The 26,241-nt window shown below is 61.0% G+C and carries 29 protein-coding genes and 1 pseudogene; 19 read left to right on the forward strand and 11 right to left on the reverse strand.

Annotation, left to right across the window (positions count from 1 at the left end):
• Positions 1 to 133: 133 nt before the first annotated feature.
• The 8 genes and pseudogenes from ACUXAC_RS12960 (at position 134) to ACUXAC_RS12995 (ending at position 4,878) form a co-directional block, all read left to right on the forward strand.
• Positions 134 to 601, forward strand: coding sequence for an acyltransferase (locus ACUXAC_RS12960; RefSeq protein WP_033637546.1), 468 nt, complete (start codon positions 134 to 136; stop codon positions 599 to 601).
• Positions 601 to 1,143, forward strand: coding sequence for a GNAT family N-acetyltransferase (locus tag ACUXAC_RS12965; protein WP_087762125.1), 543 nt, complete (start codon positions 601 to 603; stop codon positions 1,141 to 1,143). Before ACUXAC_RS12960 ends, ACUXAC_RS12965 begins: the two co-directional genes overlap by 1 nt.
• Positions 1,144 to 1,247: 104 nt before the next feature.
• Entirely contained in the window at positions 1,248 to 2,099 is an 852-nt protein-coding gene (locus ACUXAC_RS12970) for a DUF1460 domain-containing protein (RefSeq protein ID WP_049201093.1), read from the forward strand.
• Positions 2,100 to 2,229: 130 nt separating this feature from the next.
• Positions 2,230 to 3,042, forward strand: a complete 813-nt coding sequence (locus ACUXAC_RS12975; RefSeq protein WP_454266691.1) for a MetQ/NlpA family lipoprotein — start codon at positions 2,230 to 2,232, stop codon at positions 3,040 to 3,042.
• 152 nt (positions 3,043 to 3,194) lie between these two features.
• Positions 3,195 to 3,644 (forward strand): type II toxin-antitoxin system PemK/MazF family toxin, encoded by a 450-nt coding sequence (locus ACUXAC_RS12980; RefSeq protein WP_060420998.1) that lies wholly within the window; start codon positions 3,195 to 3,197, stop codon positions 3,642 to 3,644.
• A 260-nt stretch (positions 3,645 to 3,904) separates the two neighbouring features.
• Positions 3,905 to 4,030: pseudogene (locus ACUXAC_RS12985) on the forward strand (MerR family transcriptional regulator); the annotation flags it as partial.
• Between the two features lie 121 nt (positions 4,031 to 4,151).
• Complete coding sequence (locus tag ACUXAC_RS12990; RefSeq protein WP_087762124.1) at positions 4,152 to 4,691, forward strand: GNAT family N-acetyltransferase; 540 nt, start codon at positions 4,152 to 4,154, stop codon at positions 4,689 to 4,691.
• Between the two features lie 103 nt (positions 4,692 to 4,794).
• Entirely contained in the window at positions 4,795 to 4,878 is an 84-nt protein-coding gene (locus ACUXAC_RS12995; RefSeq protein ID WP_016928643.1) for a small membrane protein YohP, read from the forward strand.
• 42 nt (positions 4,879 to 4,920) lie between these two features.
• On the opposite strand, the gene ACUXAC_RS13000 is transcribed toward ACUXAC_RS12995, so the two are convergent.
• From ACUXAC_RS13000 to ACUXAC_RS13020, 5 genes are all read right to left on the reverse strand, one after another.
• A complete protein-coding gene (locus ACUXAC_RS13000; protein WP_033647067.1) occupies positions 4,921 to 5,841 on the reverse strand; it encodes a DUF808 domain-containing protein in 921 nt (306 codons plus the stop codon).
• A 122-nt stretch (positions 5,842 to 5,963) separates the two neighbouring features.
• Positions 5,964 to 6,881, reverse strand: a complete 918-nt coding sequence (locus ACUXAC_RS13005) for an AEC family transporter (RefSeq protein ID WP_025301959.1) — start codon at positions 6,879 to 6,881, stop codon at positions 5,964 to 5,966.
• A gap of 11 nt (positions 6,882 to 6,892) precedes the next feature.
• Positions 6,893 to 7,897 (reverse strand): TauD/TfdA family dioxygenase, encoded by a 1,005-nt coding sequence (locus tag ACUXAC_RS13010; protein ID WP_070914071.1) that lies wholly within the window; start codon positions 7,895 to 7,897, stop codon positions 6,893 to 6,895.
• A 169-nt stretch (positions 7,898 to 8,066) separates the two neighbouring features.
• Positions 8,067 to 9,023: an alpha/beta fold hydrolase gene (locus ACUXAC_RS13015; protein WP_454266692.1), complete on the reverse strand. Its 957-nt coding sequence runs from the start codon at positions 9,021 to 9,023 to the stop codon at positions 8,067 to 8,069.
• Between the two features lie 78 nt (positions 9,024 to 9,101).
• Positions 9,102 to 9,506, reverse strand: coding sequence for a VOC family protein (locus ACUXAC_RS13020; RefSeq protein WP_047728359.1), 405 nt, complete (start codon positions 9,504 to 9,506; stop codon positions 9,102 to 9,104).
• Positions 9,507 to 9,582: 76 nt separating this feature from the next.
• On the opposite strand from ACUXAC_RS13020, the gene ACUXAC_RS13025 reads away from it, so the two are divergent.
• The gene (locus tag ACUXAC_RS13025) at positions 9,583 to 10,038 is read left to right on the forward strand and encodes a GNAT family N-acetyltransferase (protein WP_033637538.1); all 456 of its coding nucleotides are present in this window, start codon (positions 9,583 to 9,585) and stop codon (positions 10,036 to 10,038) included.
• A 34-nt stretch (positions 10,039 to 10,072) separates the two neighbouring features.
• Here the strand turns inward: ACUXAC_RS13025 and pbpG are convergent, their stop codons facing one another.
• The 3 genes from pbpG to ACUXAC_RS13040 all read right to left on the reverse strand — a co-directional run bounded on the left by pbpG (position 10,073) and on the right by ACUXAC_RS13040 (position 13,247).
• Positions 10,073 to 11,002, reverse strand: coding sequence for a D-alanyl-D-alanine endopeptidase (gene pbpG, locus ACUXAC_RS13030; RefSeq protein WP_159317767.1), 930 nt, complete (start codon positions 11,000 to 11,002; stop codon positions 10,073 to 10,075).
• A gap of 151 nt (positions 11,003 to 11,153) precedes the next feature.
• Positions 11,154 to 12,257, reverse strand: coding sequence for an adenosylhomocysteinase (locus tag ACUXAC_RS13035; RefSeq protein ID WP_079656304.1), 1,104 nt, complete (start codon positions 12,255 to 12,257; stop codon positions 11,154 to 11,156).
• Positions 12,258 to 12,302: 45 nt separating this feature from the next.
• Complete coding sequence (locus tag ACUXAC_RS13040) at positions 12,303 to 13,247, reverse strand: GlxA family transcriptional regulator (RefSeq protein WP_225529577.1); 945 nt, start codon at positions 13,245 to 13,247, stop codon at positions 12,303 to 12,305.
• A 91-nt stretch (positions 13,248 to 13,338) separates the two neighbouring features.
• Here ACUXAC_RS13040 and ACUXAC_RS13045 point away from each other — a divergent pair, with 91 nt between their 5' ends.
• Complete coding sequence (locus tag ACUXAC_RS13045; protein WP_060420976.1) at positions 13,339 to 14,016, forward strand: DJ-1/PfpI family protein; 678 nt, start codon at positions 13,339 to 13,341, stop codon at positions 14,014 to 14,016.
• Between the two features lie 50 nt (positions 14,017 to 14,066).
• The gene (locus ACUXAC_RS13050; protein WP_060420973.1) at positions 14,067 to 14,630 is read left to right on the forward strand and encodes a DedA family protein; all 564 of its coding nucleotides are present in this window, start codon (positions 14,067 to 14,069) and stop codon (positions 14,628 to 14,630) included.
• Between the two features lie 16 nt (positions 14,631 to 14,646).
• On the opposite strand, the gene ACUXAC_RS13055 is transcribed toward ACUXAC_RS13050, so the two are convergent.
• Positions 14,647 to 15,540, reverse strand: coding sequence for a LysR family transcriptional regulator (locus tag ACUXAC_RS13055; protein ID WP_060440473.1), 894 nt, complete (start codon positions 15,538 to 15,540; stop codon positions 14,647 to 14,649).
• Positions 15,541 to 15,652: 112 nt separating this feature from the next.
• Between ACUXAC_RS13055 and ACUXAC_RS13060 the strand changes: the two genes are divergently transcribed.
• Positions 15,653 to 16,090, forward strand: coding sequence for a PACE efflux transporter (locus ACUXAC_RS13060; RefSeq protein WP_225529575.1), 438 nt, complete (start codon positions 15,653 to 15,655; stop codon positions 16,088 to 16,090).
• A gap of 436 nt (positions 16,091 to 16,526) precedes the next feature.
• The gene (ansP, locus tag ACUXAC_RS13065; RefSeq protein ID WP_049201110.1) at positions 16,527 to 17,993 is read left to right on the forward strand and encodes an L-asparagine permease; all 1,467 of its coding nucleotides are present in this window, start codon (positions 16,527 to 16,529) and stop codon (positions 17,991 to 17,993) included.
• Positions 17,994 to 18,031: 38 nt separating this feature from the next.
• Here ansP and ACUXAC_RS13070 read toward each other — a convergent pair whose 3' ends face one another.
• A complete protein-coding gene (locus ACUXAC_RS13070) occupies positions 18,032 to 18,811 on the reverse strand; it encodes a HalD/BesD family halogenase (RefSeq protein WP_225529574.1) in 780 nt (259 codons plus the stop codon).
• Positions 18,812 to 18,927: 116 nt separating this feature from the next.
• On the opposite strand from ACUXAC_RS13070, the gene ACUXAC_RS13075 reads away from it, so the two are divergent.
• On the forward strand, positions 18,928 to 19,824 hold the full coding sequence (locus ACUXAC_RS13075) for a LysR substrate-binding domain-containing protein (RefSeq protein WP_102984111.1): 897 nt from the start codon (positions 18,928 to 18,930) through the stop codon (positions 19,822 to 19,824).
• On the opposite strand, the gene ACUXAC_RS13080 is transcribed toward ACUXAC_RS13075, so the two are convergent.
• Entirely contained in the window at positions 19,809 to 20,561 is a 753-nt protein-coding gene (locus tag ACUXAC_RS13080; RefSeq protein WP_070914076.1) for an SDR family NAD(P)-dependent oxidoreductase, read from the reverse strand. The two genes, ACUXAC_RS13075 and ACUXAC_RS13080, sit on opposite strands and share 16 nt — an antisense overlap.
• A gap of 151 nt (positions 20,562 to 20,712) precedes the next feature.
• Between ACUXAC_RS13080 and ACUXAC_RS13085 the strand changes: the two genes are divergently transcribed.
• The 5 genes from ACUXAC_RS13085 (at position 20,713) to ACUXAC_RS13105 (ending at position 26,188) form a co-directional block, all read left to right on the forward strand.
• Positions 20,713 to 21,477: an arylamine N-acetyltransferase family protein gene (locus ACUXAC_RS13085; RefSeq protein WP_060440478.1), complete on the forward strand. Its 765-nt coding sequence runs from the start codon at positions 20,713 to 20,715 to the stop codon at positions 21,475 to 21,477.
• A gap of 123 nt (positions 21,478 to 21,600) precedes the next feature.
• Positions 21,601 to 22,230 carry a response regulator gene (locus tag ACUXAC_RS13090; protein ID WP_454266693.1) on the forward strand — a complete coding sequence of 210 codons (630 nt, stop codon included), beginning with the start codon at positions 21,601 to 21,603 and terminating at the stop codon, positions 22,228 to 22,230.
• Entirely contained in the window at positions 22,230 to 23,771 is a 1,542-nt protein-coding gene (locus tag ACUXAC_RS13095) for an MASE1 domain-containing sensor histidine kinase (protein ID WP_454266694.1), read from the forward strand. The genes ACUXAC_RS13090 and ACUXAC_RS13095 overlap by 1 nt, the downstream gene beginning before the upstream one ends.
• Before the next feature lie 60 nt (positions 23,772 to 23,831).
• Positions 23,832 to 25,160, forward strand: coding sequence for an MFS transporter family glucose-6-phosphate receptor UhpC (gene uhpC / locus ACUXAC_RS13100; RefSeq protein ID WP_308343074.1), 1,329 nt, complete (start codon positions 23,832 to 23,834; stop codon positions 25,158 to 25,160).
• A complete protein-coding gene (locus tag ACUXAC_RS13105) occupies positions 25,157 to 26,188 on the forward strand; it encodes an ABC transporter substrate-binding protein (RefSeq protein WP_060420945.1) in 1,032 nt (343 codons plus the stop codon). Before uhpC ends, ACUXAC_RS13105 begins: the two co-directional genes overlap by 4 nt.
• The last annotated feature ends 53 nt before the right edge of the window (positions 26,189 to 26,241 follow it).

Genomic DNA, 26,241 nt, shown 5'->3' on the forward strand with positions numbered 1-26,241 from the left:
GCGAGGATTGCGGCCACGGGGCTCTCTCCCCTGTACTAATTATAGTCTTTCGGTGAAAAAACGTGCGGAAAGCGCAACGCCGCAACGCTTTGTCTTATACTCCCACCATAAAAACCAGGCTGCGAGGAAGGTCATGTCATCCGTTATCACCACCCGCCAGGCGGGGATCGTCGACGTCGACGCCGGGCGCAACGTCACCGTTGTCGAGCCCTGCAATCTGTACGGCTGCCGGCTCGGCGACGATGTCTTCGTCGGCCCGTTCGTGGAGATCCAGCGCCACGTCAGCATCGGCGCGCGCAGTAAAATTCAGTCGCACAGCTTTATCTGCGAATACGTCACCCTCGGCGAAGCGTGCTTTGTCGGCCACGGCGTCACCTTCGCCAACGATCTGTTCAAAGACGGCGCGCCCAATGCCGATCCGGCCAGTTGGGGGCGCACGCGCGTCGGCGATCGGGTGTCCATCGGCTCCGGTGCCACGATCCTGGCGGTGGAGATCTGCAGCGACGCGGTGATCGGCGCCGGGGCGGTCGTGACCCGCGACATTACCCGCAAGGGAATTTATGCCGGCAACCCGGCGCGCCTGCTGCGGGAGCTGCCATAATGACCCCGGCCATCCGCATCGCGGCCATTGAGGCGCTGCCCGATGATTACCTGACGCGCGGCGATTTCAGCTTTACCATCCGCTGTTACGCCCTGCCGCAGTTCGACAGCCCGGTCGACAGCTGGCCAACCCGGCCGGTGGCGCCGTTTCGTAAACAGTATCCCCTGGCGCCGTTCGCCAACGAAGACAGCGTGACCTTCCTGGCGTATCGCCAGGACGAAGCCGTTGGCCACATCACGCTGAGCAAAAACTGGAACGGTTACACCTTGATCGACGAGATCGCGGTCAGCGCTCACGCGCGCCGTCAGGGCATCGCCGGGGCACTGCTGGACTGCGCCAAACAGTGGGCGCGGCAGCAGGAAACCTCGGGTATGATGCTCGAAACGCAGAACAACAATCTGGCCGCCTGTCGCTGCTACCAGCATTACGGGTTTATTCTCGGCGGCATCGACCGTTTGCTGTACCGCGCCGAGCCGGAGATCGCCGATCACGAAATCGCGCTGTTCTGGTATTTGCCGTTCAATAGCGAAATCGGTTACTGATTTATCGGCCGCCATTGAGGCTATGTTTACTTTTTAACCCCTACCATCGGATGAGAACTGTTATCACTTACTCTGATAAACCAGCGACACCCAGGGAGGGCCGTATGAACCAGAACAAGGTTGTTTTACTGATGTTAGCTATCGCCATGAGCGGATGCGCCGATCGCCCCGCCGCCGTCACCCCCGCAACGCCGCCGACCGACGTCACCGTTTCGCCGCCGGGCGTGCAGCCGGAGATGGACGCCAGCACCCGCAGCAAGCTGCGTGAGATCCTCACGCTGCGCGCCGGTTGGCCCGCCGCACAGCCGCATGGCCGCACCGTAGATTTGATTTCGCGCGAGTTTCTCGGCACGCCCTATCTCGCCAACCGCCTGATCGGCTCGCAGAGCACGCCCGAGCAGTTGGTGATCGACTTCCGCGGGCTGGATTGCTTCACCTACATCGATTATGTGGAAGCGCTCAGCACCGCCCGCAGCGAAGGCGAGTTCGTACAGCGTCTGGTAGACATTCGCTACGTCGACGGCAAAATCGCCTTCCCGCAGCGCAAACACTTCTTCACCGACTGGGCGCAGCGGCCGCACCAGGTGGCCGAAGACATCACCGCGCAGCTCAGCCCGCACGCCGTCACCCTCGTGAAAACCCTCAACCGCAAGGCGGACGGCAGCAGCTACCTGCCCGGTTTGCCCAACGTACAACGCAGCGTGACCTATATCCCCAGCGACAACGTCGACGACAAGGTGCTGGCCCAGCTGCGCACCGGCGATTACATCGGTATTTACACCAACCTGGACGGGCTGGACGTGACCCACACCGGCATCTTCGTGATGACCGACAGCGGCCCGGTGCTGCGCAACGCCTCTTCGCGCAAGGCCAACATGCGGGTGGTCGATTCGCCCTTTATGGATTACGTGATGGCTACGCCGGGCATCGTGGTGCTGCGTTCGCTCAGCCGATAATCCCTCGCCGCATAACGGCTATAAGCTATAGCCGTTTATGCTGAACGAGCGTTTGACTTCATCGGCGGTTCAGGCTTAGCTGTAAGGACAAAAAACAACTGATTTTATTGTTCTTTTCAGGGAGACTTCGATGACCTTACGCTGGCGTATCACCCCTCTGGCGGCGGCCTTCGCCGCCGTATTGGCGCTTCAGGGCTGCGATCAAAAAACCGATCAGAATCATATCAAGGTCGGCGTCATCAACGGCGCGGAACAGGACGTGGCGGAAGTCGCCAGACAGGTGGCGAAAGAGAAATACGGGCTGGACGTCGAGCTGGTCGGCTTTAGCGGTTCACTGCTGCCGAACGACGCTACCGACAAGGGCGAACTGGACGCCAACGTGTTCCAGCACCGCCCGTTCCTCGAACAGCAAAACAAAGATCACGGCTATAAGCTGGTGGCGGTCGGCAATACCTTTGTCTTCCCGATGGCCGGCTACTCCAAAAAGATAAAATCGCTCAAAGAGCTGCCGGACGGCGCGGTGATCGCCATCCCACTCGATCCGACCAACCTGGGGCGCGCCCTGCTGCTGCTGGAAAAAACCGGGTTGATTACGCTGAAACAAGGCAAGGGGTTGTTGCCCACCGCCCTGGACATCAGCGCCAACCCGCACCATTACCAAATCATGGAGCTGGAAGGCGCGCAGCTGCCGCACGTGCTGGACGATCCAAAGGTCACCGTCGCCGTCATCAGCACCACCTACATCAACCAGACCGGTCTGACGCCGACCAAAGACGGCATCTTCATCGAGGATAAGGACTCGCCGTACACCAACATCATCGTCACCCGCGAAGACAACAAGGACGCGCCGAACGTGCAGAACTTCATCAAGGCCTACGAGTCAGACGAAGTGGCCAAGGCCGCCGAGAAAATCTTCAACGGCGGCGCGATGAAAGGCTGGTAAATTCGACCCTCATCAAGGCGGATTCTGCGTACGAATCCGCAATATTTCACTTTCATTCCCCGTTTCCTTACGCCACACCTTTCTCTAAAAGCAAAACGCCCGCATGCTCACTCCTCCATAACACGGATTGTTCACAACAAAGGAGTGTCTCGATGCCGATCAAATTTGCCCCCAAGGTCGGGGAAATTCTTGAGTGCAACTATGGCAACTATCCCCTCTCAGTCTGCCAACCGCATGAAGCCGGCTTTTATGATGGCCACATTCCACCAGAAATGGTGAAGAACCGTTTAGTTGTTGTGTTAAACGGCAAAATTAACGGCAACGCCTGCATTATCGTACCGCTGTCGACCACCAGAGATTCGAACAAGATCGAACGGGGATTGCACATCGAAATTACGCGTGAACTCATCGAAGATATGAGATTCTTTCATCCGCAAACGCGCTGGGCAAAGGGCGATCTGGTGCAGCAAGTCAGCCGCCAACGGCTGAACAGAGCCCGTAAAGAGAGAGGCTTTCTTACCCAATGTCTGTCGCGCGAGCTTGTTGCTGACATACAACTCGCCGTCATTAAGTCGATCAATGCCAAAAATATGCTGTTCTGACCAGTACGCTGTTGTTGACAAAACAGACAAATCAGGTGAAATTGTCGCCGTAGCCGATAAAGGCCCTTATGCTATACCCTCCCTTTCAGGGACCTGCGAAGCCCAGCCATCCAGCTGGGCTTTTGCCTCTCTGGAGACCACCGATTTTTAAAACGTCATCTTTTCTTCCCGCTCTTGTCCCTTACGTGGCGTCAGGCTTTAGTATCCCGACACGCACAAGGGAGGAGCTGCATATGTTATTGAAAGTCGGGGAACTGGCGCGCCGGATGGGCGTTTCACTGGCGGAAGTCGGGGCAATTCTGGCGCGTTCAGGGCCGGTGCTTCCGGCGGTGATTGAGCAGCAGATCGCCATGTTGGACCCGCAGTTGGCACAGAGCGCTGCATTGTGCGGCTGACAACCCCATAGGGTTTTCTTATCTCACCATAAGAAAACCCGATTTACCCCGGCGGTGAGCGGCGCGCATAATGGCGTTTATCCGCTGATTTCCAAGGTAAACAGGCATTACCATGACGCTCTCCGCTCCCGTACTCAGCCTCCTCGATGCCACGCCGGACGATATGGCCGCCGTGCTGCGCATTTACACCCACCACGTGCTGTACGGTGCCGCCTCGTTTGAAGAACAGCCGCCGACCCTGGCGGAAATGCAGCTGCGGCTGAGCAAGGTGCAAGAAGCCGGGCTGCCCTGGCTGGTGGCGAAAAGCGAAGGCCGTATTGTGGGCTACTGCTATGCCACGCCGTATCGCCCCCGGCCGGCCTATCGCTTTACCGTGGAAGACTCGGTGTATATCGCCGAGGGGCAACAGGGCAAAGGCGTCGGCAAGGCGCTGCTGAGCGCGCTGATCGCCCGCTGTGAGCAAGGCCCCTGGCGCCAGATGCTGGCGATCGTCGGCGATTCCGCCGCCAACCGCGGTTCGCTGGCGCTGCACCAGTCGCTCGGTTTTACCAGCGTCGGGACGTTAAAGGCCGTGGGGTTCAAACTGGGGGAATGGCGCGACACCCACATCATGCAACGCGCGCTGGGCGCGGGCGACAATCGGCACCCCTGAATGCATGGCAACGCACGACAGGAAGTTAGCGTCTATAGTGAAGAGTGATTTCATTGAGTTAGCGCCAGTTGCGCGCCACATTTAACGGGTAAGGGAGAATCAAATGAAAATTATTCTGTGGATTGTCGCCATCATCTTTATCGTGGGTTTGTTGACGATTACCGGCGTTCTCAAACTGATATTTTAAAGCGTCTGCACCGTCCCGCCCCTCTCGGGGCGAGACTTTTCATCATGCCTTGAAACGCGCGCGCACCGCGCCCAGCGCCGACACCACCGCCAGCACCACGCCGCCGGCCACCAGCCCGAACGCCACGTTCAGCAGAGCCGGAACCACCCCCTGCAAGATATGGCCAAACGTCGGCACCACCGTGGTGTACGAGGCCCAGTCTTCGAAAAGGTGATGCACCGGCGGCAGACCGTGGGTCAGGATGCCACCGCCGACCATAAACATGGCGACCGTGCCGACAATCGACAGCGTTTTCATCAAATAAGGCGCGGCACGCACGATGCCGCCGCCGAGGGAGCGCGCTAACGCGCTGCTTTTGCGGCTCAGATACAGCCCCAGATCGTCCAGCCTGACGATGCCGGCGACGATGCCATACACGCCGAGCGTCATCACGACGGCGATGCCGCACAAAACGATTACCTGCTGGCTGAAGGTGGCGCCGGCAACGGTGCCCAGCGTGATGGCGATAATCTCGGCAGAGAGCACGAAATCGGTGCGTATTGCGCCTTTCACCTTGCGCTTCTCATAGGCCGCAGCGTCCTCATTGGCGCCGGGCCCGTCCGATTTTTCCTCCTGCGCCGCCTTGCCGTGGCTCAGGCTGTGAAACACCTTTTCGAACCCTTCGTAGCACAGGTAGGCGCCGCCCACCATCAGCAGCGGCGTAATCGCCCAGGGTGCAAAAGCGCTGATCAGCAGCGCCAGCGGCACCAGGATCGCCTTGTTGATCAACGAACCTTTGGCGACGCTCCACACCACCGGCAGTTCGCGATCGGCTTTAACGCCGGTGACCTGCTGCGCGTTGAGCGCCAGATCGTCCCCCAACACCCCGGCGGTTTTTTTTGCCGCCATTTTGCTCATTAACGAGACGTCGTCCAACAACGAGGCGATGTCGTCGATGAGGGTAAGTAAGCTACTTCCTGCCAAAATGATTCATCCTTTTCATATTCACGGGCCATTCTATTTTTAGCATAGCGGTAAAGCGTCATGAAAGGATATGAGAGGATTGCGGAAAACGCCGGGCGGGCGAATGCCGCCCGGCGCCGGCGTTAGAGCGCTACGCTGCCCAGGATGAACGTCACGGTGATAACCGACAGCAGCGTCGTCCAGGTGATGATGGAGGCCATCGCTTCATGATCGCCCCCCATTTGCCGCGCCAGAATATAGGCGTTGCCGGCGCAAGGCACGGCGGAGTAGAGAATGGCGATGCTGGCCGGCACGCCGGTAGCACCGAAATAGTGCACCAGCGCAATGGTAATCAGCGGCATGGCCACCAGTTTCAGCACGGTCGCATAAGAGATGGAAACCAGCTTGCGGATATGCATGCTGACGATCAACCCTGCGCCGACCGACATCAGGCTCAGCGGCGTGGCGGCGTTGGAGAGATAAACGAACAGCTGTTTAAGCGCGCCGGTAATGTGCAGGTTGCACAGGTTCATCAGCACCCCGAACAACGCGCCGATGATCAGCGGGTTTTTCGTCAGCGCCAGCAGCGCGCCGCTCAGGCTTTTCTTGCTGCCGGTGCCGTAGTGGTTCATCACCAACACGCTCATGATGTTGGTCAGAATGATCATGTATGCCACGAAGAAACCGGACAGTGCCACCCCTTCGCTACCGAACAGCGATTGCGACAGCGCGATGAATACATAAGAGTTGTATCTGACTCCGCCCTGAAAAATGGAGGTAAACAGATCGGCCGACGTATTGAAGAACAGTTTGCCAACGAAAATAATCAACGCGATGGCCAGCGTGGAAACAATGGTCGCCACAACGGGATAAAAGCTGTCCGCGCCGCTAAAATCCGCCTCACTGATATCCAATATCAACAGCGCCGGAAAAAACAGGTAATAAACGAATTTGTCTGAGAAGCCCCAAAATACGGCGACGTCTTTAACATAGAGTTTTGACAAATAGCCCAGCACGATTAACAAAAAAATCGGCAATATAGAAAGAAAAACGTTCAGCATGAATAATAACCTTAAATCGAGAAAATGCGCTCTTCAACCTGATTGAGGTTGCGGTGATTCCACAAGCTTGCCGAAATGAAGACGCGTTGCACCCAGCGCAACGGCGTATCTCTTTCATCGAAAGAAGGCGTGAATTTATCGCGCGAATGCAGCGCAAAGCGGTTATCGATATACACCAAATCGCCTGGGCAAATATCGATGCCGATGGCGTTTTCTTTCACCAGCCCGTAGAAACGCTCCAGCGCGGCTTCCGCTCGCGGCGTGCTGGCCGCAATCATGCCGGGATAGAAGACGGCGCTCACATCCGGCAATACGTGATTTTGCGAAATCAGCGGCACAAGCGCGGTTTCTTCCCGCCCGGCCTGCGTGGATTGGCGCCAGCGGTAAGGCAGTTTGATGCTGTACAGCGGGCTGGCCAGCATTTCGACGTCCTCGCGGCTCAGTTGAGCGATCGCCAAACGCGAATCGGAGATGCGCGTCATCGGGCTGTGCGGATCGCGGCGCACACCGGCCAGCAGCAGGCCCATCGGCGAGACGTTGAACTGTTCCAGGTGTTTCAGCGCCGCATTTTCAATATGGAAGTCCAGTTCAACATCGAACCCCAGACCGGTATACTCTTTTTTGGCTTCGCGTTTGGGGATCAGATTATTAATCAGCTCCTTCCCCTCGAAATACATCGAATAGGGCTCACCGATTAGCGAAGAAATACCCACCAACAGGTTTTCGCTGATATTCCCGGATTTGGCCGAAGGCGTGTATTGGTTCGGACAAGGGGAAAAGAAAACTTCTTTATCCACCGGCACATTTTTTAAAATAAGGTAAGGCCGTGGTTTGATTGACGCCTTTTGCTGGCTTAATGCGGCGCTTAATCTGTGGGGCAAATGGGTAATCATCGCCGTTCGTATAGCGTGAATATACGCATCACCGCCGGCGGGATCGTAAGCAATTTTATCTAATGCCGAAAATAACTCGTTTCGTTCCTGATCCGTCAATTGAAAGACGTTTTGGTAATCCATCCTGAGCATTCCTTGACAATAAGAATATCATTAGCAAGCCTAATGAAATCGGCAGGATGTTAACACTTTGCAATCAAATTCATAAAGATTTATTAACTAATTTCGTGATCTTAATCACCACTCCTCCGTCCAGTTAATGGCGGAGAAGAAGTGATTAAGAAACAAACAGCTACGCGGATACGTCTCCATCAGACGCGCCAGCGAATACGCGCGAGAGGTAGCGCAGGACATGATCGTGGGCCTCAAAGACGCACGATAAATGCGTACTGCCCTCAAGCAAGCCAAAGGCAACATGCACGCTGCCGTGCTGTTCGACGAAACGCTGCAAGGATTGCGCGCTGAACAACTCATCCTGCACCGCCGCCAGCAGCAAGGTCGGCAATCGCAGCGCCGCCAGTTGCTTTGCCGGGGTGCGTGGTGTCAAGGCGTTAGCCATATTAACGCTGTATTGGCAGACAAAATCGGGGGCAGCGGCCAGCACGGCCGGGGGAAAATTCAGGCTGACCGCCCGAGATTGCCCAAACCACCGTCCACCGCTGAGCGCATTGGCCACAAAGGGCCATTGGCGCACCTGGGCAAAACGGGCCGCCGCCGGCAGATCGCGGGCCATCCCGGAAAATGGCCCCAGCTCGGGCGCCAGCAGGGTCAGGCTGTCCGCCTGCTGTTCGCAAGGATAGCGGGTCAGGTAGTTGAGCAACATCCCGGCACCGCTGGAATGGCCAAGCAGGTGCCTGCGTGCCAACGGAAAACGCAGGCGCATTTCCGCCAGGATAACATCGACATCGCGCCAAATACGCTCAGGCCGCTCAACCGCCCCCCGCTCTCCCGTGGAATCGCCATGCCCGCGAATATCGACCAGACACACCGCGAGCGTTGGCTCGGCGGCCAGCTGGCGCGCAAGAATGTCATACCCGGCGGCGCTGTTAACCCCGCCGCCGTGATAAACCACGATCACGTCTTCGCTCTCGGCAGTTTGCCGATACAGGCGGTAGCTCAATCCCTCAACGCTGCCGGACGACGTGCCCACCTGTGCCCCCGGCCACTCGCCGTAAGACTTCGCTTGCTCAACATAGCGGTCAAAATCAATCAATTCGCACCTTTCCATGATGTTGTCGGTATTCCCCACGGCAGAGTTCCTGCCCCGGCGATAAGCATATGAAACAACAGCAGGAACTGCCATGCCTTTTGCACGCTCCCCTTAGCCTCAGGGCAGATCCCCCGCCGGGACATTGAGCTGCCAGGAGAGCCCAAAGCGATCGTTGAGCCAGCCGAAGCGGGCGCTGAAGCCGTAGTCGTCGAGCGGCATCAGCACCTTGCCGCCCTCCGCCAGGCGGTGGAAAGCCTGCTCCAGCGCCTCTTCGTTAGGCAGGTTGATGAACAGCGACACCGCCGGGGTAAAGCTGAAATCATGGCTGATCGGGCTGTCGATAAACACCAGATTCTGCCGGTCGAAATCGATGGCGGCATGCTTGATCAATCGCCGACCGTCCGGCGTCGGGTCGTAATGCTGTACCTGCATGAGCCGAAAGCGCGCAAACACCTGGCTGTAGAGGTCGATCGCCTGCTGCGCCTCCCCCTGGAACATGACAAAAGTCGAAACCTGACTCATAACATCCTCTCCGGCAATCGTTGTGGTATTAATGGAGAATAGCGGATTACCGTTGAAGCGGCGGAAAGGAGCAACCATGAGCATCATTCATCGCCTGGCGCAGCCGGACGATCTCAACGGCCTGTTGGCTCTGTATCGCGAGCTGCGCCCACAGGATGCGCCGCTGCGCACCGACGACGCGCGCCGCACCCTGCAACGCCTGCTGGACGATCCGGCGATCCGTCTGGTGGTGGCGGCGGACGAGGAACAGCCGATCGCCACCTGCATGCTGGCACTGATCCCGGGGCTGGCGCACCAGGCGCAGCCGTTCGGCGTCATCGAACACGTGGTGACGGCAGAGCCCTATCGCGGCCACGGCGTGGCGCTCGCGATGATCGAATACGCGCTGCAGCTGGCCTGGCGCAAGGGCTGTTACAAGGTGATGCTGCTGTCGGGGCAGCAACGCACCGGCGCGCACCAGCTTTATCTCAAAGCGGGTTTCGACGGCGATCGCGAGCGGGGATTTGTCATCAGGCGGCCCGAGGGCCGATAGCGGCCTGCTGCAAACGAGCAGGCCGCCAGGCGGGTCATTCGGTGACGTTTTTCGCCAGGCTGGCGTCTTTTTGCCGACGATAGTCGCGGGCGGCGGCCGGGATCGGCGTCACCTTGCCGGTTTCAATCCAGCTGCGCAGCCGGTTGGCGTCGGCGAAGTGGGTATATTTGCCGAAGGCGTCCAGCACCACCAGCGACACCGAGCGGTTACCGATTACCGTACGCATCGCCAGGCAGTGGCCCGCCTGGTTGGTGAAACCGGTCTTGGTCAGCTGAATGTTCCATTTCGGGTTATACACCAGATGGTTGGTGTTGCGGAACGGCAGCGTATAGTTCGGATCTTTGAAGCTGGCCATGCGCTCGGTGGTGGTGCTGAGCTGGCCAATCAACGGGTATTGCTTGGTGGCGATCAGCAACTTGGTCAGATCGCGCGCCGTCGACACGTTATGGATAGAGAGCCCGGTCGGTTCCACATAATGGGTATTGGTCATGCCCAGCGCCTTGGCCTTGGCGTTCATCGCTTTGATGAAGGCGTTGTAGCCCCCCGGATAGTGGTGCGCCAGGCTGGCGGCGGCGCGGTTTTCCGACGACATCAGCGCCAGCAGCAGCATATCCTTACGGCTGATTTCGCTGTTCAGCCGCACCCGCGAATACACCCCTTTCATCTCCGGCGTCTGGTGGATATCCACCGCCAGCATCTCGTCGAGCGGCAGGTGCGCGTCCAGCGTGACCATGGCGGTCATCAGCTTGGTGATCGAGGCGATCGGCACCACCTCATCCGGGTTACGCGCGTACATCACCTTATGGGTTTGCATATCGACGACCATCGCACTGCCGGAGGCCAGCTCCGGCTGGGTGGCGTGCAGAGCGGCGGCGTTGTCGCTGGCCAGCGCGCGCGGCGCAAAGCCTGCGCCCGCCTGCAAAGCGAGCAGGGTCAGAACCAAAACACGTATTTTCACAGGCATTACTCTGAAATGGGGGCTTGAACTCAGCGAATTATATGTGAGGGTTCAGCGCTTGGCACTGGGATTATAGGGCGGATTTGTGACAAATTCTGTCGGCCGAAAAACGACGCAGCCCGCGGGCGCTCTAGGATGAACGCCCGCGTAGAAAAAGTTACAGCGCCGGCTGCCAGGCCGACTGCGGCAGCAAGTACAACCCCGGCGTTTGCCGCGCCCCCGCGCCGACGATATGGCCAATGCCGGCCGCCATCACTGCCAGCGTCACGTCGAAGGCGTTGAGGCTGTCGCCGTAGCCGGCGGTCAGGTTGAACATCGAACCGTTGGCCAGCAAATAGACCGTCTTCTCATTGAGTTGGTAAGCGTTCACATAAGGCATCGGCTCGTGGTGCGGCAGGCCCTTGAGGAAGCCGATGTCGATCTCTTCCGCCACGTGGCCGACGTTAAGGATAAACACGCCGTCCTGCGCCTGTTGCAGATGCTGCGCCGAGAGCACGTTTTTCGCGCCGGTCGCGGTGGCGATCACGTCCGCCTGCGCGACGGCGCTCGCCAAATCCACCACCTGCCAGCCGTCATAACGCGCCTGCAGCGCACGCGCCGGATCGATTTCCGCCACCATCACCTGGCCGCCGTAAGCCCTGGCCGCCGCCGCCGTCCCCTGCCCGACCAGGCCGTAGCCGATCACCAGCACGCGCTTTTCGTGTAGGGTCAAATGGGTGGTCTGGAAGAAGGTGTGCCAGGCGGTCAGCCCAACCATATGCCGATTGTGCAGCCCCTCTTTCACCGGCAGATCGTCCCAGTTGAAGATCGGATAGCGCGGCGCCACGCCGTTCAAACGATTGATGCCCGATCCGGTGGCTTCCAGCCCGGCGACGATCTGCGGGCCGTTCGGCGATTGGTGCAAACGGGTGGTCAAATCCGCCCCCATTTCGCACAGGTGAGTCGGCTGCCAGGCCAACGCGCGGTCGAAAGATTCCGACCACTCGCCGGCGCTCATGTCACGCCAGGCATAGGCCTGCGCGCCCCGTCGTTCGAGCCAGGCCACCACGTCGTTCTGCACCGTGGTGGGATTGCAGGTGGTCAGAAAGATCGCCGCGCCCTTGTCCAGCAGGCCGGCCACCAGCGGCGCCATTTTCAGATCCAGGTGCATATTGCACGCCAGCCGCACCCCGTGCAGGTCCGGCAACGCCGCCACCGCCGCCCGGGTGCGCGGCATATGGCGCATCGCCCAGTTCAATTCGCTCTCGAAATCCTGATACATCCGTTGCTCCTCTGGTGTGCCCCGCCGCCAGGCGTGGCAAAAAAGTTATCCCGCGCGGCCGAGCCGGCGGATCGCCTGCGGCGACAGGCCAAATACCCGGATAAACGCCCGCCTCATGCGCTCCGGATCGCTGAATCCCACCGAACGGGCGATCGCCTCCAGCGGCTCGGCGCTCTCTTCGATGCGCACCCTGGCCGCCTCCACCCGCAGCTGTTCGATCACCTTGGCCGGCGTCTGCCCGGTTTCGGCGCGGAACAGCCGACCGAACTGGCGCTCGCTCAGGCAGGCGGCGTCGGCCAGATCCGCCACCAACAGCGGCAGGTGCAAGTGCTCGCGCGCGAACGACAGCGCGGCGCGCATGCGATCCGACGACGGGTTCAACGCCAGCAGCAGCGAGTACTGCGACTGCCCGCCGGGGCGCCGGTGATAGACCACCAACTGCCGCGCTACGCCCGCCGCCATCGTGGCGCCAAGGTCGTCTTCTATCAACGCCAGCGCCAGATCGATGCCGGCGCTGATGCCGGCCGAGGTCCAGATATCGCCGTCGCGAATGAAGATACGGTTGCTGTCGACGCGGATGCGCGGATAACTCTGCTGCAGCCGCGCCGCATGATACCAGTGGGTGGTGGCACGTTTACCGTCCAGCAAACCGCAGGCCGCCAGAATAAACGCGCCGGTGCACACGCTGGCGATGCGCCGCGCTCGCCAGCTGTGGGTCGTCAGAAACGCCACCAGCGCCGGCGACTGCGCCGCCATCACGTTGCCGCTGCCGCCGGCCACCACCAGCGTATCGAAACGCTCGTCGCCGCATGGCTGCGTGGCGATCTCCACCCCGGCCGAGCTGGCGACCATCCCGCCCTGCGGCGAGATCGCCACGCAGCGGTAGGCCGGCGGATCGGTAAACTGGCTGACGTTATCGAACGCCGCCAGCGGGCCGGCAAAGTCCAGCAGGTTGAAACCGGGAAAAACCACAAAACCGATCGTTTTCATGATGGCGCTTTTTGAGGGTTATCTGTCATAACAGCCAAAAACAGGGCGGCTATTATGGCCCAGGTCCAACGATAAAAATGAGGCGAATGTCATGTCTGAACCACTCGTGATTGTATTTCCCATCTATCAAGGCGTCACCCAGCTCGATTTCACCGGCCCACTGCAGTTTCTGCGCCACATGCCGGGCGCGGAAATCGTCGTCGCTTCGGTAGACGGCGCGGATGTCGAATCGGAAGGCTTGCACTTCACCCAACTGCGCCCGCTGCCGGAGATCGCGCGCTGCGACGTGCTGTGCGTGCCGGGCGGCAGCGGCTGCACCCAGGCGCTGCAGGATGAAGCGTTCATGCGACAAATCCGGCGGCTGGGCGCCGATGCCCGCTACCTGACCTCAGTGTGCACCGGTTCGCTGATCCTGGCCGCCGCCGGCTTGCTGCCGGGCAAACGCGCCGCCTGCCACTGGTCGATGCGCGACAGCCTGGCGCTGTTCGGCGCCATACCCAGCGCTGCACGCGTTGAGCGCGACGGCAACGTGATCAGCGGCGGCGGCGTCACCGCCGGCATCGACTTTGCGCTGGCGCTGATCGCCGAACTGCACGGCGAAGACACTGCCCAAACGATCCAACTCTATCTGGAATACGCCCCGGCCCCGCCGTTCACGGGCGGCACGCCGGAACTGGCCCCGCCGCACATTTACGCCAAGGTACAGGCACAAATGGCGGAAAGCCTGGCGCAGCGCAGAGCGTTGGTGGCCCAGATCGCCCAAGGCTAGCGATCGGGCGTATACTTGCCCTTATGCGTCAGTCACATAAGGAGTAAGGAATGACCGATTTGGCCCACTACATTACGGACTACGGCTACTGGGCGTTGTTTATCGGCTGCCTGGCTGAGGGAGAAACCATCACGCTGCTGGGCGGCATCGCCGCCCACGAAGGGCTGCTGCACTGGCCGTGGGTGATAGCGGTGGTGGCGCTCGGCGGCACGTTGGGGGATCAGCTGCTGTACTTCACCGGCCGCCGGTTCGAAGGCCGGGTCATCTCGCGGCTCAAAGGGCAGGAAAAGCGCATCGCGCGCGCCAGAAGGCTGATCGCTCGCCACCCGATGCTGTTCGTTATCGGAGTGCGCTTTATGTACGGCTTCCGCATCATCGGCCCGGTGCTGATCGGCGCCAGCCGCCTGCCGCCGTCGCGCTTTGTGCCGCTCAACATCCTCGGCGCCATTCTGTGGGCGACGATCTTCGTCATGCTCGGCTATTTTGGCGGCCAGGCGATCGAAAGCTTCTTTACCGGCTTCAATAAAAAACTCTCCAGCCTGCTGTTTGTCGCGCTGGCGATTGCCGCCATCCTGCTGGTGCGCTTCTGGTGGCGCAAACGCCACGCGGAATAAGCCAGCGCGCCTGGCGTCAGCTCTCCTGCGGCGCCGCGCGCATCAGCTCGACCAGCTCGCGCGCCGCCTTGTCCAGCGGGCGGCTCTTCAGCCAGATCAGATGCATCGGCAAGCGCAGCTCGTTCTTGGTATTTTTGAATTTCAGCCGCACCAGCCGCCCCTGCGCCAGCAGCGGCTCGGCCAGCGACAGCGGGAAATTGCCCCACCCCAGGCCCGCTTCCACCATGTTCAGCGCCATCGGCAGGCTGTCGGTGCGCCAGTAGGCCTCCGCCACCTGCGGGCGCAGATCGCCGATCGGCAGATCGCGGCTGGCCACCATGATCTGCCGCACGTTGATCAGATCCTCGAGAAACAGCTCGCCCGCCGCGCCCTCCAGCGCCGGATGCTGCGGCGATACCATCGCCACCAGCGACTCCGCGCCGACGGAGTGGAACTGCTCCGCGCTGTTGATGTTCAGCCCGCCGAACGCCAGGCAGACGCCAATGCGCCCCTGATGCAGCATATGCAGCACGTCGTCCTGCGGCGCGCTGAGCACTTCGATGTTCAGCAGAGGATAACGCTGCGACAGCGTTTTCACCGCCGCCAGCAGGCCGGCGCCGTTGATGTCCGACGCCACGCCGATCGAAAGCGTGCTTTCCAGCCCCTGGGAAAGTTCGATGGCGTGCACCTGCAGCTGCTTGAGCTGCCCGGCGATCAGGCGGGCGTGCGGCGCCAGGGCCAACGCCAGCGCAGTCGGCGTCGGTTCGCGGTGCGAGCGATCGAACAGTGCGAAACCGAGTTCCGCCTCCATGTTGGCGATGCCCATGCTGACGGCGGAGGGTACGCGCCGTAGCGCGCGGGCGGCGGCGGAAAACGAACCGCGATCGAGCACCGCCAGAAACAGTTCGATATTGTCGCTGGAAAAGTTCATCGTTTAACCTATCAGTAAAACTGACAGCTCCTGACTTTTTCTATCAATGTGATTGACGCTATCTTAGCCGCCGTCGCCACAGAGGCAACTAAAAACAGATCGGGAGAAAACAATGCAAGGCGTCAAACGCAAACTGGTGTATGTCACCGCTTATGAACTTATCGGCATGACGATCTCGGCGCTGGGGCTGGCGCTGCTGTCAGGCCACGCGCCGAGCAGCACCGGGCCGCTGGCGGTGGTGATCACCACCATTGCGGTCAGCTGGAACTTCATTTACAACTACCTGTTCGAGTGGTGGGAAAGCCGCCAGGCGTCGCGCACCCGCACCCTAAAGCGCCGCATTTTGCACGCAGTGGGCTTTCAGCTGACGCTGGTGGCGTATCTGATCCCGCTGATCGCCTGGTGGATGGGCATCACGCTGTGGCAGGCGCTGCTGCTGGACATGGCGCTGATCGTCATTATTCCTTGCTACACCTTCCTGTTTAACTGGGCGTTCGACAAGCTGTTCGGCCTGCCGGCTTCGGCTCTGCCGGCCGGTGAATCCGCCTAAAAAACCCCCTCGCCCCATTCGCCTGCGCACGCCCATCGCCGCGCAGGCGCCACCGCTTTATTTTCCGCCCGCCTTTGCCCCCACGCGAAATAACCTTCAAATCCCTTTAGTTTGCACGGTAATTATTATTCTGTGATTTCAATCACTTTTATCGTTCGATATTTCCGTGTTGATAATGAGACTCATCTTACTGAATAATATGCGCTTTTGTTTTCAGTTTAAAAAACACACACAATTGCTCACGCTTTGCGCACAGGTTTTTTTGCCACATTTATCGGGAAACGGTAGCATGCCACGCCGTTATTTAACGGCAGCTGTATACACAATAAACAGCGGAATGATGCTACGACCTCATTCTCATTACGATTGCTGATGGCAATCGTTTGCCCTGCAGCTCAGGGCGGAGTTCATCATAGACAGGTAAACAGGACGGATAATGCACTCACAAAAAAAGTCGGCGGACGATAAACACGCCGCCAGACGACGCTGGCTAGACTCCCATGAATCCGGTTATCACAAAAGCATGGGTAACCGGCAGATCCAAATGATCGCCATTGGCGGTTCGATCGGCACCGGCTTGTTCCTCGGTACCGGCGGCCGTCTCGAACTGGCCGGGCCGGCGCTGGCGCTGGTCTATCTGGTGTGCGGGATCTTCTCTTTCTTCATCCTGCGCGCGCTGGGCGAACTGGTGCTGCATCGCCCTTCCAGCGGCAGCTTCGTTTCTTACGCCCGCGAATTTCTCGGTGAGAAAGCCTCTTACGTCGCCGGCTGGATGTATTTCCTCAACTGGGCGATGACCGGCATCGTCGACATCACCGCGGTAGCGCTGTACATGCACTACTGGGGCACCTTCGCCGACGTGCCGCAATGGCTGTTCGCCCTCGGCGCGCTCGGCATCGTCGCAACCATGAACATGATCGGCGTGAAATGGTTCGCCGAAATGGAATTCTGGTTCGCGCTGATCAAGGTCGCCGCCATCGCGCTGTTCCTGATTGTCGGCGTGGTGTTCCTCGGCACCGGCACCCCGGTCGCCGGCCACACCACCGGCATGCACCTGATCACCGAAAACGGCGGCATGTTCCCGCACGGCCTGCTGCCGGCACTGGTGCTGGTGCAAGGGGTGATCTTCGCCTTCGCCGGCATTGAGCTTATCGGCACCGCCGCCGGCGAGTGTAAAGATCCGGCCAAAATGATGCCCAAAGCGATCAACAGCGTGATCTGGCGTATCGGTCTGTTCTACGTCGGCTCCGTGGTGCTGTTGGTGCTGCTGCTGCCGTGGAACGCCTATCAGGCCGGCCAAAGCCCGTTCGTCACCTTCTTCAGCAAGCTGGGTGTGCCTTATATCGGCACCATCATGAACATCGTGGTGTTGACCGCCGCGCTGTCCAGCCTCAACTCCGGCCTCTACTCTACCGGCCGCATCCTGCGCTCGCTGGCGATGGGCGGCTCCGCGCCGAAGCTGATGGCCAAAATGAGCAGCCAGCAGGTGCCTTACGCCGGCATCCTGGTCACCTGCGGCATCTACGTGATCGGCGTGGTGCTCAACTATCTGGTGCCGTCGCAGGTGTTCGAGATCGTGTTGAACATCGCTTCGCTGGGCATCATCGCCTCCTGGGCATTTATCATCGTTTGCCAGATGCGTCTGCGCAAAGCCGTGCGCGAAGGCCGCGCGCAGCCGGTCTCGTTCAGAATGCCGGGCGCGCCGTTCACCTCCTGGCTGACGCTGGCGTTCCTGCTGATCGTGGTGGTGATGATGGCGTTCGACTACCCGAACGGCACCTGGACCATCGCCACCATTCCGGTGCTAGCGGTGCTGCTGACGCTGGGCTGGTTCGGCCTGCGCAAGCGCGCGCAGGAAGTGAAGCTGGAACAGCAGGCTCACGAAGAACAAAACCCGCACTGATTCGACAAACCGCCCTCCGGGGCGGTTTTTTTTATCCGCTATAATCGGCCGTAGAACGTCATTCTGGCGCTTTCCGACAGCATCACGTCCGGCTGCGCATTGTAGGCTAGCACCACCAGCATGCGCGTGATGTCGCCTTCGGTCGGCGTCACCCGGTGCATGGCGTTGCGCCCGCGAAACAGCACCAAATCCCCCTCCTCCATCGCCAACCGTTTGGCCGCCCGCTCCCCGTCCAGCACCTGCGTGACCCCGGCATAGTTCATCTCGCCGCGATCGGCGTCGCGCAGGTTCTCGACGTACTCGAAGCGCCCGCCCGCCGCCGGTTTCTGGATCAGCAGCGTGATGGCGAACGACGAATTGTCGAAGTGCCAGCCCAGCTCCTGGCCGGTGTGGGCGTAATGCAGGTTGATCGACGACAGCCGATCGGCGTAGGGATACAGCTGCGCCTCATCCAGCACCGCGCAGAGGAACGCACGAAACGCCGGAGCGTCGTACAGCGCACGCAGCGGCGACTGCGGCGGAATATCCTCGTCGGTAATGCAGCCTTTGGACGACACCACCAGCCGGTTGCGCACATGATCGGCCGGCAGCGCGTCGTCCTGCGGCCGCAGATACACGTTGTGTTTGCTGGTGGCATAAAACGCCGCGTGGTGCTGTTCGGCGCCTTCCAGCCGCACCGTCGCCAGCGCGGCGGCGCGCAGAAATCCCGGCAGTACTAACGCACCGCTGCGCTCCAGCGTTTGCCGGCAACGGGCGCGGAACTCGGCGTCGTCGATGGGATGGGCGGACAGATCGATAATATCGGCAAGTTGCAGCATGACATTCCCCTCGTGTGCGATAGCCGGATGCCTCTCACTGTAGCGAATGGCGCATTGCCGCCATAACAAAAATACGTTATGGATAAGCTAACCAATTCTTAGCGATAGCCCTGCCCATGCACTCACCGTCCCGCGCGCGCTTGCCCAAGCTGAGCGCCATTCTGGCGTTCGAAACCGCCGCCCGCACCGGCAGCCTGGCCCGCGCGGCGGATACGCTGGCGCTGACCGCCGCCGCCGTCAGCCAGCAGATCCGCCAGCTGGAGCAACATCTGGGGATCACGCTGTTCATCCGCGCCAAAAGCGGCGTCACGCTGACCGAACAGGGCGCGGACTACCTGGCCTACGTGCAGGAGGCGTTCGAAACGCTGCGCGTGGCGCAGCAGCACGTCGAGCGCCAGCGCGGCAAACAGGCGCTGACGGTATTCGCCCTGCCGGCGTTGGCCTCCAAGTGGCTGAACCCGGCGCTGGGCGACTGGCTGGCGCAGTGCCCCGACGGCGATCTGCGGCTGCACGCGACCCATGCGGCGGTCGATTTCGCCCATTCGGCGGCGGACTTCGCCCTGTGCTTCGGCGATCAGGACTATCCGCTGCTGGAAAAGGTGCGGCTGTTTCAGGATCGGGTGCAGCCGGTGTGCAGCCCGGCGCTGCGCGATCGCGGCGACTGGACGCAGCTACCGCTGATCCACGTCGACTGGGGCAAGGAGAGCCAGTTTCTGCCGGGCTGGCACGAGTGGTTCACCGCCGCCGATCGAATGCCGCCGGCGCGGCGCGGGCTGACCTATAACCTGACTTCGCTGGCTATCGACGCCGCCGTGCAAGGGCGCGGGGTGCTGCTCGGCCAGCGGCGGCTGATCGCCCGTGAACTGGCGGAAGGCCAGCTGGTCACCCTGGCCGAACCGGCGCTGCCGCTCAGCAAACCCTACTACGTGGTTTACCCACCGCGCACGCTGGAAAAACCCGGCGCAGCGGCGTTTCTCAGTTGGCTGCAGGCGCTGGCTCAGCGCGCGGTATAACCGCCGTCGATGCTGTAAAACGCGCCAGTGGTGAAACTGCTGTCGTCCGAGAGCAGGAAAGCCACCGTTTTCGCCACCTCTTCTCGCGTCGCCATTCTCCCCAGCGGGTGCGAAGCGGCCATCTGCGCCCGCGCTGACGCCGGCAGCGCCCCCATCGCCGGCGTATCCACATAGCCCGGCCCGACGGCGTTGATGCGCACGCCGCGCGTGGCGAACTCCAGCGCCGCCGAACGCGTCAGGCCCAACACGCCATGCTTGGCGGCGGTATAAGGCGCAATCCCGGCAATGCCCACCACGCCGTTGGCAGAAGAGAGGTTCACTACCGCTCCGCCGCCGCCGGCGACGATCGCCGGCAGGCCGTACTTCATGCCGAAAAACGTGCCGCTCAGGCAGGTGGCGATCACTTCATGCCAGTCTTCGACCGCGTATCGATCGATGTCCACCTCGTGCGGGCCGGTGATCCCGGCGTTGTTGACCAGCAGATGCAGCGCGCCGCAGCGCCGCACCGTCTCTTCAATGCCCTGCTGCACCGACGGCGCATCGCGCACGTCCATCCGCAACGTCATCACCCGTCGACCGTCAGGATCGAGCCGCGCGGCGGCTGCGGCGAGAGGCGCGGCGTGGCGGCCGGTCATCACCACCGTGGCGCCACGCCGAAACAGCTCGGCGGCGATCGCTTCGCCGATGCCGGTGGAAGCGCCGGTCACCAGCGCCACCCGATGTTTGAAATCTTGCATAACCGCTCTCCTGCAACGTTGAACTCAGGGGAACAGGCTAGCGCCGACCAGTGACAGTTTGCGGCAGCAGCGACAGCGCAGCACGTAATGCGCTCACAAACGCCGCAAAGCCCGCTATTTTATGCCTACTTTTTCTCATGCGAGACACCCTGTGGATACCCAACGCTACCTGCAGCATATCGGCTTTACCGGCGCCGCCCGCCCTGACCTCCCCACGTTGCAACAGCTGCACCATCGCCACATGCTGAGCGTCCCGTTCGAGAATCTGAGCATTATTTATCATCAGGGCATCCGGCTGGCGCCGGAGGCGCTGTTCAACAAGGTGGTCGAGCGCAACCGCGGCGGTTTCTGTTATGAGCTGAACACGCTGTTCGCTCTGCTGCTGCGCGAGATCGGTTTCAAGGTGAGCTTCATCTCCGGCGAGATCCGCACGCGCGACGGCCATTTCGGCCCGCCCTACGACCATCTGGCGCTGCGGGTGGATCTGGAAGATCAAGCCTGGCTGGTAGACGTCGGTTTCGGCGATTCCTTCCTGACGCCGCTGAAGATCGTCGTCGCCGAGCCGCAACCGCAGGCCAGCGGCACCTTCCACCTGGAACGGGAAGGCGAGTATTACCTGCTGGAGCGCCGCAACGGCGACCAACGTTCGCATGCCAAAACCCTGTATCGCTTTACCGTTCAGCCGCGCGAGCTGCATGAGTTCGACGAGATGTGCCGCTTCCACAGCACCTCGCCGCAGTCGCATTTCACCCAGCGCCTGGTGTGTTCACGGCCGACGGACCACGGCCGGGTGACCCTCAGCGACATGAAGCTGATCGTGACCGAAGATCACCAGCGCCACGAAACGACGTTGCATTCGGAAGAGGAACGGCGCGCCGCGCTGTGGCAGCATTTCGCCATCGATTTGGATCGTTGAGGGCGCCGGCGGCGCCCTTTTATTACGATTCTGTTACACCGATTGCATAACCGCGCTTGGCTGATTGCCAGCACCGCAGCGGCAGGCATCATAGGGCCATGATTCGGCAACAGAGTGCGAAAAATGATCCGTGTGATACTGGTGGATGACCATGTGGTGGTGCGCTCCGGCTTTGCGCAGTTGCTCAACCTCGAGGACGATCTCGACGTGGTGGGGCAATACAGCAGCGCGGCGGCGGCCTGGCCGGCATTGCTGCGCGACGACGTCAGCGTCGCGGTGATGGACATCGCCATGCCGGATGAAAACGGCCTGAGCCTGTTGAAACGCCTGCGGGTGCAGAAGCCGCAGTTCCGCGCGATCATCCTCAGCATCTATGACTCCCCCACCTTCGTGCAGAGCGCGCTGGACGCCGGCGCCAGCGGCTATCTGACCAAACGCTGCGGGCCGGAAGAGCTGGTGCAGGCGGTGCGTTCCGTCGATATGGGCGGCCATTACCTGTGCGCCGACGCGCTGCGGGCGCTGCGCGGCGGCGAGCAGCCGGCCACCGCGCTGGAAGTGCTGACCCCGCGCGAGCGTGAAATCTTCGATCTGCTGGTCAAAGGCGACAGCGTAAAGGAGATCGCTTTCAAGCTCGATCTCAGCCATAAAACGGTGCACGTGCATCGCGCCAACGTCCTGGGCAAGCTGCAGTGCAACACCACCATCGAGCTGGTGCATTTCGCCCTCGACCATCAGCTGCTGGCGGGGCATTGATGTCGCCCCGCTTCCGGCCCTGGGTTATCTCGCTGTTTATCCTGTTGGCCTGGGGCAGCGGCTGGCTGATGCTGTGGACGCTCGGTTTCTATCTGACCCGCAACGGTAACCAGGCGGCGCTGTTTCTGCCGCACGGCGTCTATCTCGCGCTACTGATCCTGCTGGCGCGTCGCTATTGGCCCGCCTTGATCGTGCCGCCGATCCTGCTGCTGTTATGGCTGCACGGCGAACGCCTGCTGAGCGGCTACGGCCTGCTGGCCACGCCGTTTATCACCCTGTTTCCGGCTGCGGTCGCGCAACGACTTTGGCACCGTTTTCCGCTCTACTGGCAGCGGCTGACGCTGCTGCTGGCTGCGGTGACCGCCGCCTCGCTGCTCAACACCGCCCTGCTTTCGCCGTTTGTGCCAAGCCCGGCGATGCTGCTTGGCCTGGCGTCGTTTACCGGCGGCGTCTTGCTGACCCCGTTCGTCTATCTGATCTTTGAATTTCTGCGCCAGCAGCACCGTTACCACCTGCTGGGGCTGGACACCCCCAACCCGCCGCTGCGCGCGTCCTTAATCATCTGGTGCAGCCTGTTCTTCGTTATCGGTATCGGCACGCAGATGGTGCTGTCGCCGGAAATCGAGCGCCTGCTGCTGATCGTGGTGTTTCTGCCGAACGTGGTGATGGCGTGGAAGTTCGGCTGGCAGGGCGGCGTGCTGTCCGGCCTGCTCGGCAGCATGATGATCACCCTCGCCCGGCAGGTCGGCGTGGGGTTCGGCAACCTGGTCGAGCTGGAAATCTTTCTGGCGACGCAGGCGCTGCTCGGCATCGGCCTGGGCATCGCCATCAGCCGCCAGCAGCACCTGGCGCAAAACCTGCACCACTATCAGCGTCGCCTGGAAGAAGAGCTGGCGGCGCGGCGGGCACTGACCGAAAAACTGATCCACACCGAAGAAGACACGCGGAAAAACCTGGCGCGCGAGCTGCACGATGAAATCGGCCAGAACATCACCGCGATTCAAATCCAGTCGCAGCTGGTCAAACGGGCGCACGATCCGGCGCAAACCCAGGCCGCCGCGCACCAGATAGGCGAGCTCGCCCGGCGCATTCATCACTCCACGCGCCAGCTGCTGCGCCAACTTCGGCCGCCCGCGCTGGACGAGCTGGCGTTCAAAGAGGCGCTTCACCACCTGCTGAGCGAATTCGCCTTTGTCGAACGGGGCATCCACTGCCGTTTCGATTACCGGCTGAGCGACACGCCCGCCGGCGAAACGGTGCGCTTCACCCTCTACCGCCTGCTGCAAGAGCTGCTCAACAACGTGTGCAAACACGCCGAGGCCAGCGAAGTCGCCATCGTCTTGTATCAACAGGGGCCGCTTTTGCACCTCGAGGTACGGGACAACGGCATCGGCATCCATGCGGACAAGGTGCCCGGCCTCGGCATTCAGGGGATGCGCGAGCGGGTCAGCGCGCTGGGCGGCGAGCTGACGCTGGAAACGCAGTGCGGCACGCGGGTAATTGTTAACCTGCCCACAAATTTGCAACAAACCGCCGACTAACTAGGAAAAAGTCTTAGCCACTCCGGACTTTATCTCATCCCCTTTCCCTTTCACCTTCTTATAGTCACCACCAGGGAGGCGGCTATGCAGGCACGCTCGGCATCTGAAATCGATCATCGTTACCGCGCGCTGCGCCCGCGACTGCTGCTGTACATGGTCATCGGGTACGCCGCCTTTTACCTGACGCGCAAAAGCGTGAATTACGTGCTGCCAGCGCTGCAAACGGATTTGGGCCTGGATAAAGGGGACATCGGCCTGCTCGGCTCGCTGTTTTACCTGAGCTACGGCCTGTCGAAATTCGCCGCCGGGCTGTGGCACGACGGCCACGGGCAGCGCAGGTTTATGGGGATCGGCCTGTTCGCCACCGGCTTGCTGAACGTGGCGTTTGCCTTCGGCGAATCGCTGACGCTGCTGCTGGCGGTCTGGGCGCTGAACGGCTTCTTTCAGGGCTGGGGCTGGCCGCCCTGCGCGCGGCTGCTGACCCACTGGTATTCGCGCAACGAGCGCGGCTTCTGGTGGGGCTGCTGGAACATGTCGATCAACCTCGGCGGCGCGATCGTGCCGCTGATCAGCGCCTTCGCTGCCCAGCGCTGGGGCTGGCAGGCGGCGATGCTGCTCCCGGGCGCCGTCAGCATGGTGTTGGGCCTCTGGCTCACGCAGCAGCTGACAGGCACGCCGCAGGAAGAAGGCCTGCCGTCGGTCGGCCAGTGGCGCCACGATCCGCTGGAGCTGCGCCAGGAACAGCAAAGCCCGCCGATGGGGCTGTGGCAGATGTTGCGCACCACGATGCTGAAGAACCCGATGATCTGGCTGCTCGGCGTCTCTTACGTGCTGGTCTACCTGATCCGCATCGCGTTGAACGACTGGGGCAATCTCTGGCTGACCGAAAGCCACGGCGTCAACCTGCTCAGCGCCAACGCCACGGTGATGCTGTTCGAGATAGGCGGCCTGCTCGGCGCGCTGTTCGCCGGCTGGGGTTCGGATGTGCTGTTCGGCGGGCAGCGCGCGCCGATGATTTTGCTGTTCACGCTCGGGCTGATGGTTTCCGTCGCCGCGCTGTGGCTGGCGCCGGTGCATCACTACGCGCTGCTGGCGGGCTGTTTCTTTACGGTGGGCTTTTTTGTCTTCGGCCCGCAGATGCTGATTGGCCTCGCCGCCGTGGAATGCGGGCACAAAGGCGCAGCGGGCTCCATCACCGGTTTTCTCGGCCTGTTCGCCTACCTGGGGGCAGCGCTGGCGGGCTGGCCGCTGTCGCAGGTCATCGAAGGCTACGGCTGGTCAGGCATGTTCAGTTTGCTGTCGATCGCCGCCGTTCTTATGGGTTTATTGCTGATGCCGCTGCTGATGGCGAGCGTCGCCACCTCTACCGAGAGAAGGATAAAACAATGAAAAAAATGTGGGTCACGACTCTGATAGCTTCCGGCATCGCGCTGGCCACGCTGAGCGGCGCCGCGCACGCCAAGGGCCGCCTGGTGGTTTACTGCAGCGCCACCAATGAAATGTGCGAAGCGGAGACCAAAGCCTTCGGCGAGAAATATGACGTGAAAACCTCGTTCATCCGCAACGGCTCCGGCAGCACGCTGGCGAAAGTGGACGCCGAGAAGAAAAACCCGCAGGCGGACGTCTGGTACGGCGGCACGCTCGATCCGCAATCCCAGGCCGGTGAAATGGGGCTGCTGCAGCCCTACAAATCGCCGAACCTCGAACAGGTGATGCAACAATTCCGCGACCCGGCGAAGCTGAAAGGCAACTACTCCTCGGCGGTCTACGTCGGCATTCTCGGCTTCGGCGTCAATACCCAGCGCCTGAAAGAGAAAAACCTGCCGGTGCCCAAGTGCTGGAAAGACCTGACCAAACCGGAATACAAAGGCGAGATTCAAATCGCCGATCCGCAGAGCTCCGGCACCGCCTATACCGCGCTGGCGACCTTTGCCCAGCTGTGGGGAGACGATCAGGCCTTCGATTACCTCAAGCAGCTGAACGCCAACGTCTCGCAGTACACCAAGTCCGGCATTGCCCCGGCGCGCAACGCCGCCCGCGGTGAAACGGCGATCGGCATCGGTTTCCTGCATGACTACTCACTCGAAAAAGAACAGGGCGCGCCGCTTGAGCTGATCTCGCCGTGTGAAGGCACCGGCTACGAAATCGGCGGCGTCAGCATCCTCAAAGGCGCACGTAACCTCGACAACGCCAAGCTGTTTGTGGATTGGGTGCTGTCGAAAGAGGCGCAGGAACTGGCATGGCAGAAAGGCAAGTCCTATCAGATCCTGACCAACACCACCGCCGCTACCTCGCCGAACTCGCTGAAGCTCGACGACCTGAAGCTGATCAACTACGACATGGACAAGTACGGCTCGACCGAGGTCCGCAAGGCGCTGATCAATAAATGGGTCAGCGAAGTCAAGATGGGTAAATAAGCCCACATTCTGCGCCTGTTGCCGGGTAAGCCTCACGCCTTACCCGGCCTGAA

It is taken from the genome of Serratia sp. 121840015-1, from assembly GCF_053627655.1.

What these genes read in the sequence shown, in the direction of transcription:
- ACUXAC_RS13040 (WP_225529577.1), bottom strand. Translation starts at nt 13,247, where the DNA reads ATGAAAACGATCGGTTTTGTGGTTTTTCCCGGTTTCAACCTGCTGGAC.
- ACUXAC_RS13035 (WP_079656304.1), bottom strand. Translation starts at nt 12,257, where the DNA reads ATGTATCAGGATTTCGAGAGCGAATTGAACTGGGCGATGCGCCATATG.
- ACUXAC_RS13090 (WP_454266693.1), top strand. Translation starts at nt 21,601, where the DNA reads ATGATCCGTGTGATACTGGTGGATGACCATGTGGTGGTGCGCTCCGGC.
- ACUXAC_RS13070 (WP_225529574.1), bottom strand. Translation starts at nt 18,811, where the DNA reads ATGCTGCAACTTGCCGATATTATCGATCTGTCCGCCCATCCCATCGAC.
- ACUXAC_RS13020 (WP_047728359.1), bottom strand. Translation starts at nt 9,506, where the DNA reads ATGAGTCAGGTTTCGACTTTTGTCATGTTCCAGGGGGAGGCGCAGCAG.
- ACUXAC_RS12970 (WP_049201093.1), top strand. Translation starts at nt 1,248, where the DNA reads ATGAACCAGAACAAGGTTGTTTTACTGATGTTAGCTATCGCCATGAGC.
- ACUXAC_RS12975 (WP_454266691.1), top strand. Translation starts at nt 2,230, where the DNA reads ATGACCTTACGCTGGCGTATCACCCCTCTGGCGGCGGCCTTCGCCGCC.
- ACUXAC_RS13010 (WP_070914071.1), bottom strand. Translation starts at nt 7,897, where the DNA reads ATGGATTACCAAAACGTCTTTCAATTGACGGATCAGGAACGAAACGAG.
- ACUXAC_RS13055 (WP_060440473.1), bottom strand. Translation starts at nt 15,540, where the DNA reads ATGAACTTTTCCAGCGACAATATCGAACTGTTTCTGGCGGTGCTCGAT.
- ACUXAC_RS12965 (WP_087762125.1), top strand. Translation starts at nt 601, where the DNA reads ATGACCCCGGCCATCCGCATCGCGGCCATTGAGGCGCTGCCCGATGAT.
- ACUXAC_RS12995 (WP_016928643.1), top strand. Translation starts at nt 4,795, where the DNA reads ATGAAAATTATTCTGTGGATTGTCGCCATCATCTTTATCGTGGGTTTG.
- ACUXAC_RS13095 (WP_454266694.1), top strand. Translation starts at nt 22,230, where the DNA reads ATGTCGCCCCGCTTCCGGCCCTGGGTTATCTCGCTGTTTATCCTGTTG.
- ACUXAC_RS13080 (WP_070914076.1), bottom strand. Translation starts at nt 20,561, where the DNA reads ATGCAAGATTTCAAACATCGGGTGGCGCTGGTGACCGGCGCTTCCACC.
- ACUXAC_RS13050 (WP_060420973.1), top strand. Translation starts at nt 14,067, where the DNA reads ATGACCGATTTGGCCCACTACATTACGGACTACGGCTACTGGGCGTTG.
- ACUXAC_RS12990 (WP_087762124.1), top strand. Translation starts at nt 4,152, where the DNA reads ATGACGCTCTCCGCTCCCGTACTCAGCCTCCTCGATGCCACGCCGGAC.
- ACUXAC_RS13045 (WP_060420976.1), top strand. Translation starts at nt 13,339, where the DNA reads ATGTCTGAACCACTCGTGATTGTATTTCCCATCTATCAAGGCGTCACC.
- pbpG (WP_159317767.1), bottom strand. Translation starts at nt 11,002, where the DNA reads ATGCCTGTGAAAATACGTGTTTTGGTTCTGACCCTGCTCGCTTTGCAG.
- ACUXAC_RS13060 (WP_225529575.1), top strand. Translation starts at nt 15,653, where the DNA reads ATGCAAGGCGTCAAACGCAAACTGGTGTATGTCACCGCTTATGAACTT.
- ACUXAC_RS13005 (WP_025301959.1), bottom strand. Translation starts at nt 6,881, where the DNA reads ATGCTGAACGTTTTTCTTTCTATATTGCCGATTTTTTTGTTAATCGTG.
- ACUXAC_RS13025 (WP_033637538.1), top strand. Translation starts at nt 9,583, where the DNA reads ATGAGCATCATTCATCGCCTGGCGCAGCCGGACGATCTCAACGGCCTG.
- ACUXAC_RS13075 (WP_102984111.1), top strand. Translation starts at nt 18,928, where the DNA reads ATGCACTCACCGTCCCGCGCGCGCTTGCCCAAGCTGAGCGCCATTCTG.
- ACUXAC_RS13105 (WP_060420945.1), top strand. Translation starts at nt 25,157, where the DNA reads ATGAAAAAAATGTGGGTCACGACTCTGATAGCTTCCGGCATCGCGCTG.
- ACUXAC_RS12980 (WP_060420998.1), top strand. Translation starts at nt 3,195, where the DNA reads ATGCCGATCAAATTTGCCCCCAAGGTCGGGGAAATTCTTGAGTGCAAC.
- ansP (WP_049201110.1), top strand. Translation starts at nt 16,527, where the DNA reads ATGCACTCACAAAAAAAGTCGGCGGACGATAAACACGCCGCCAGACGA.
- ACUXAC_RS12960 (WP_033637546.1), top strand. Translation starts at nt 134, where the DNA reads ATGTCATCCGTTATCACCACCCGCCAGGCGGGGATCGTCGACGTCGAC.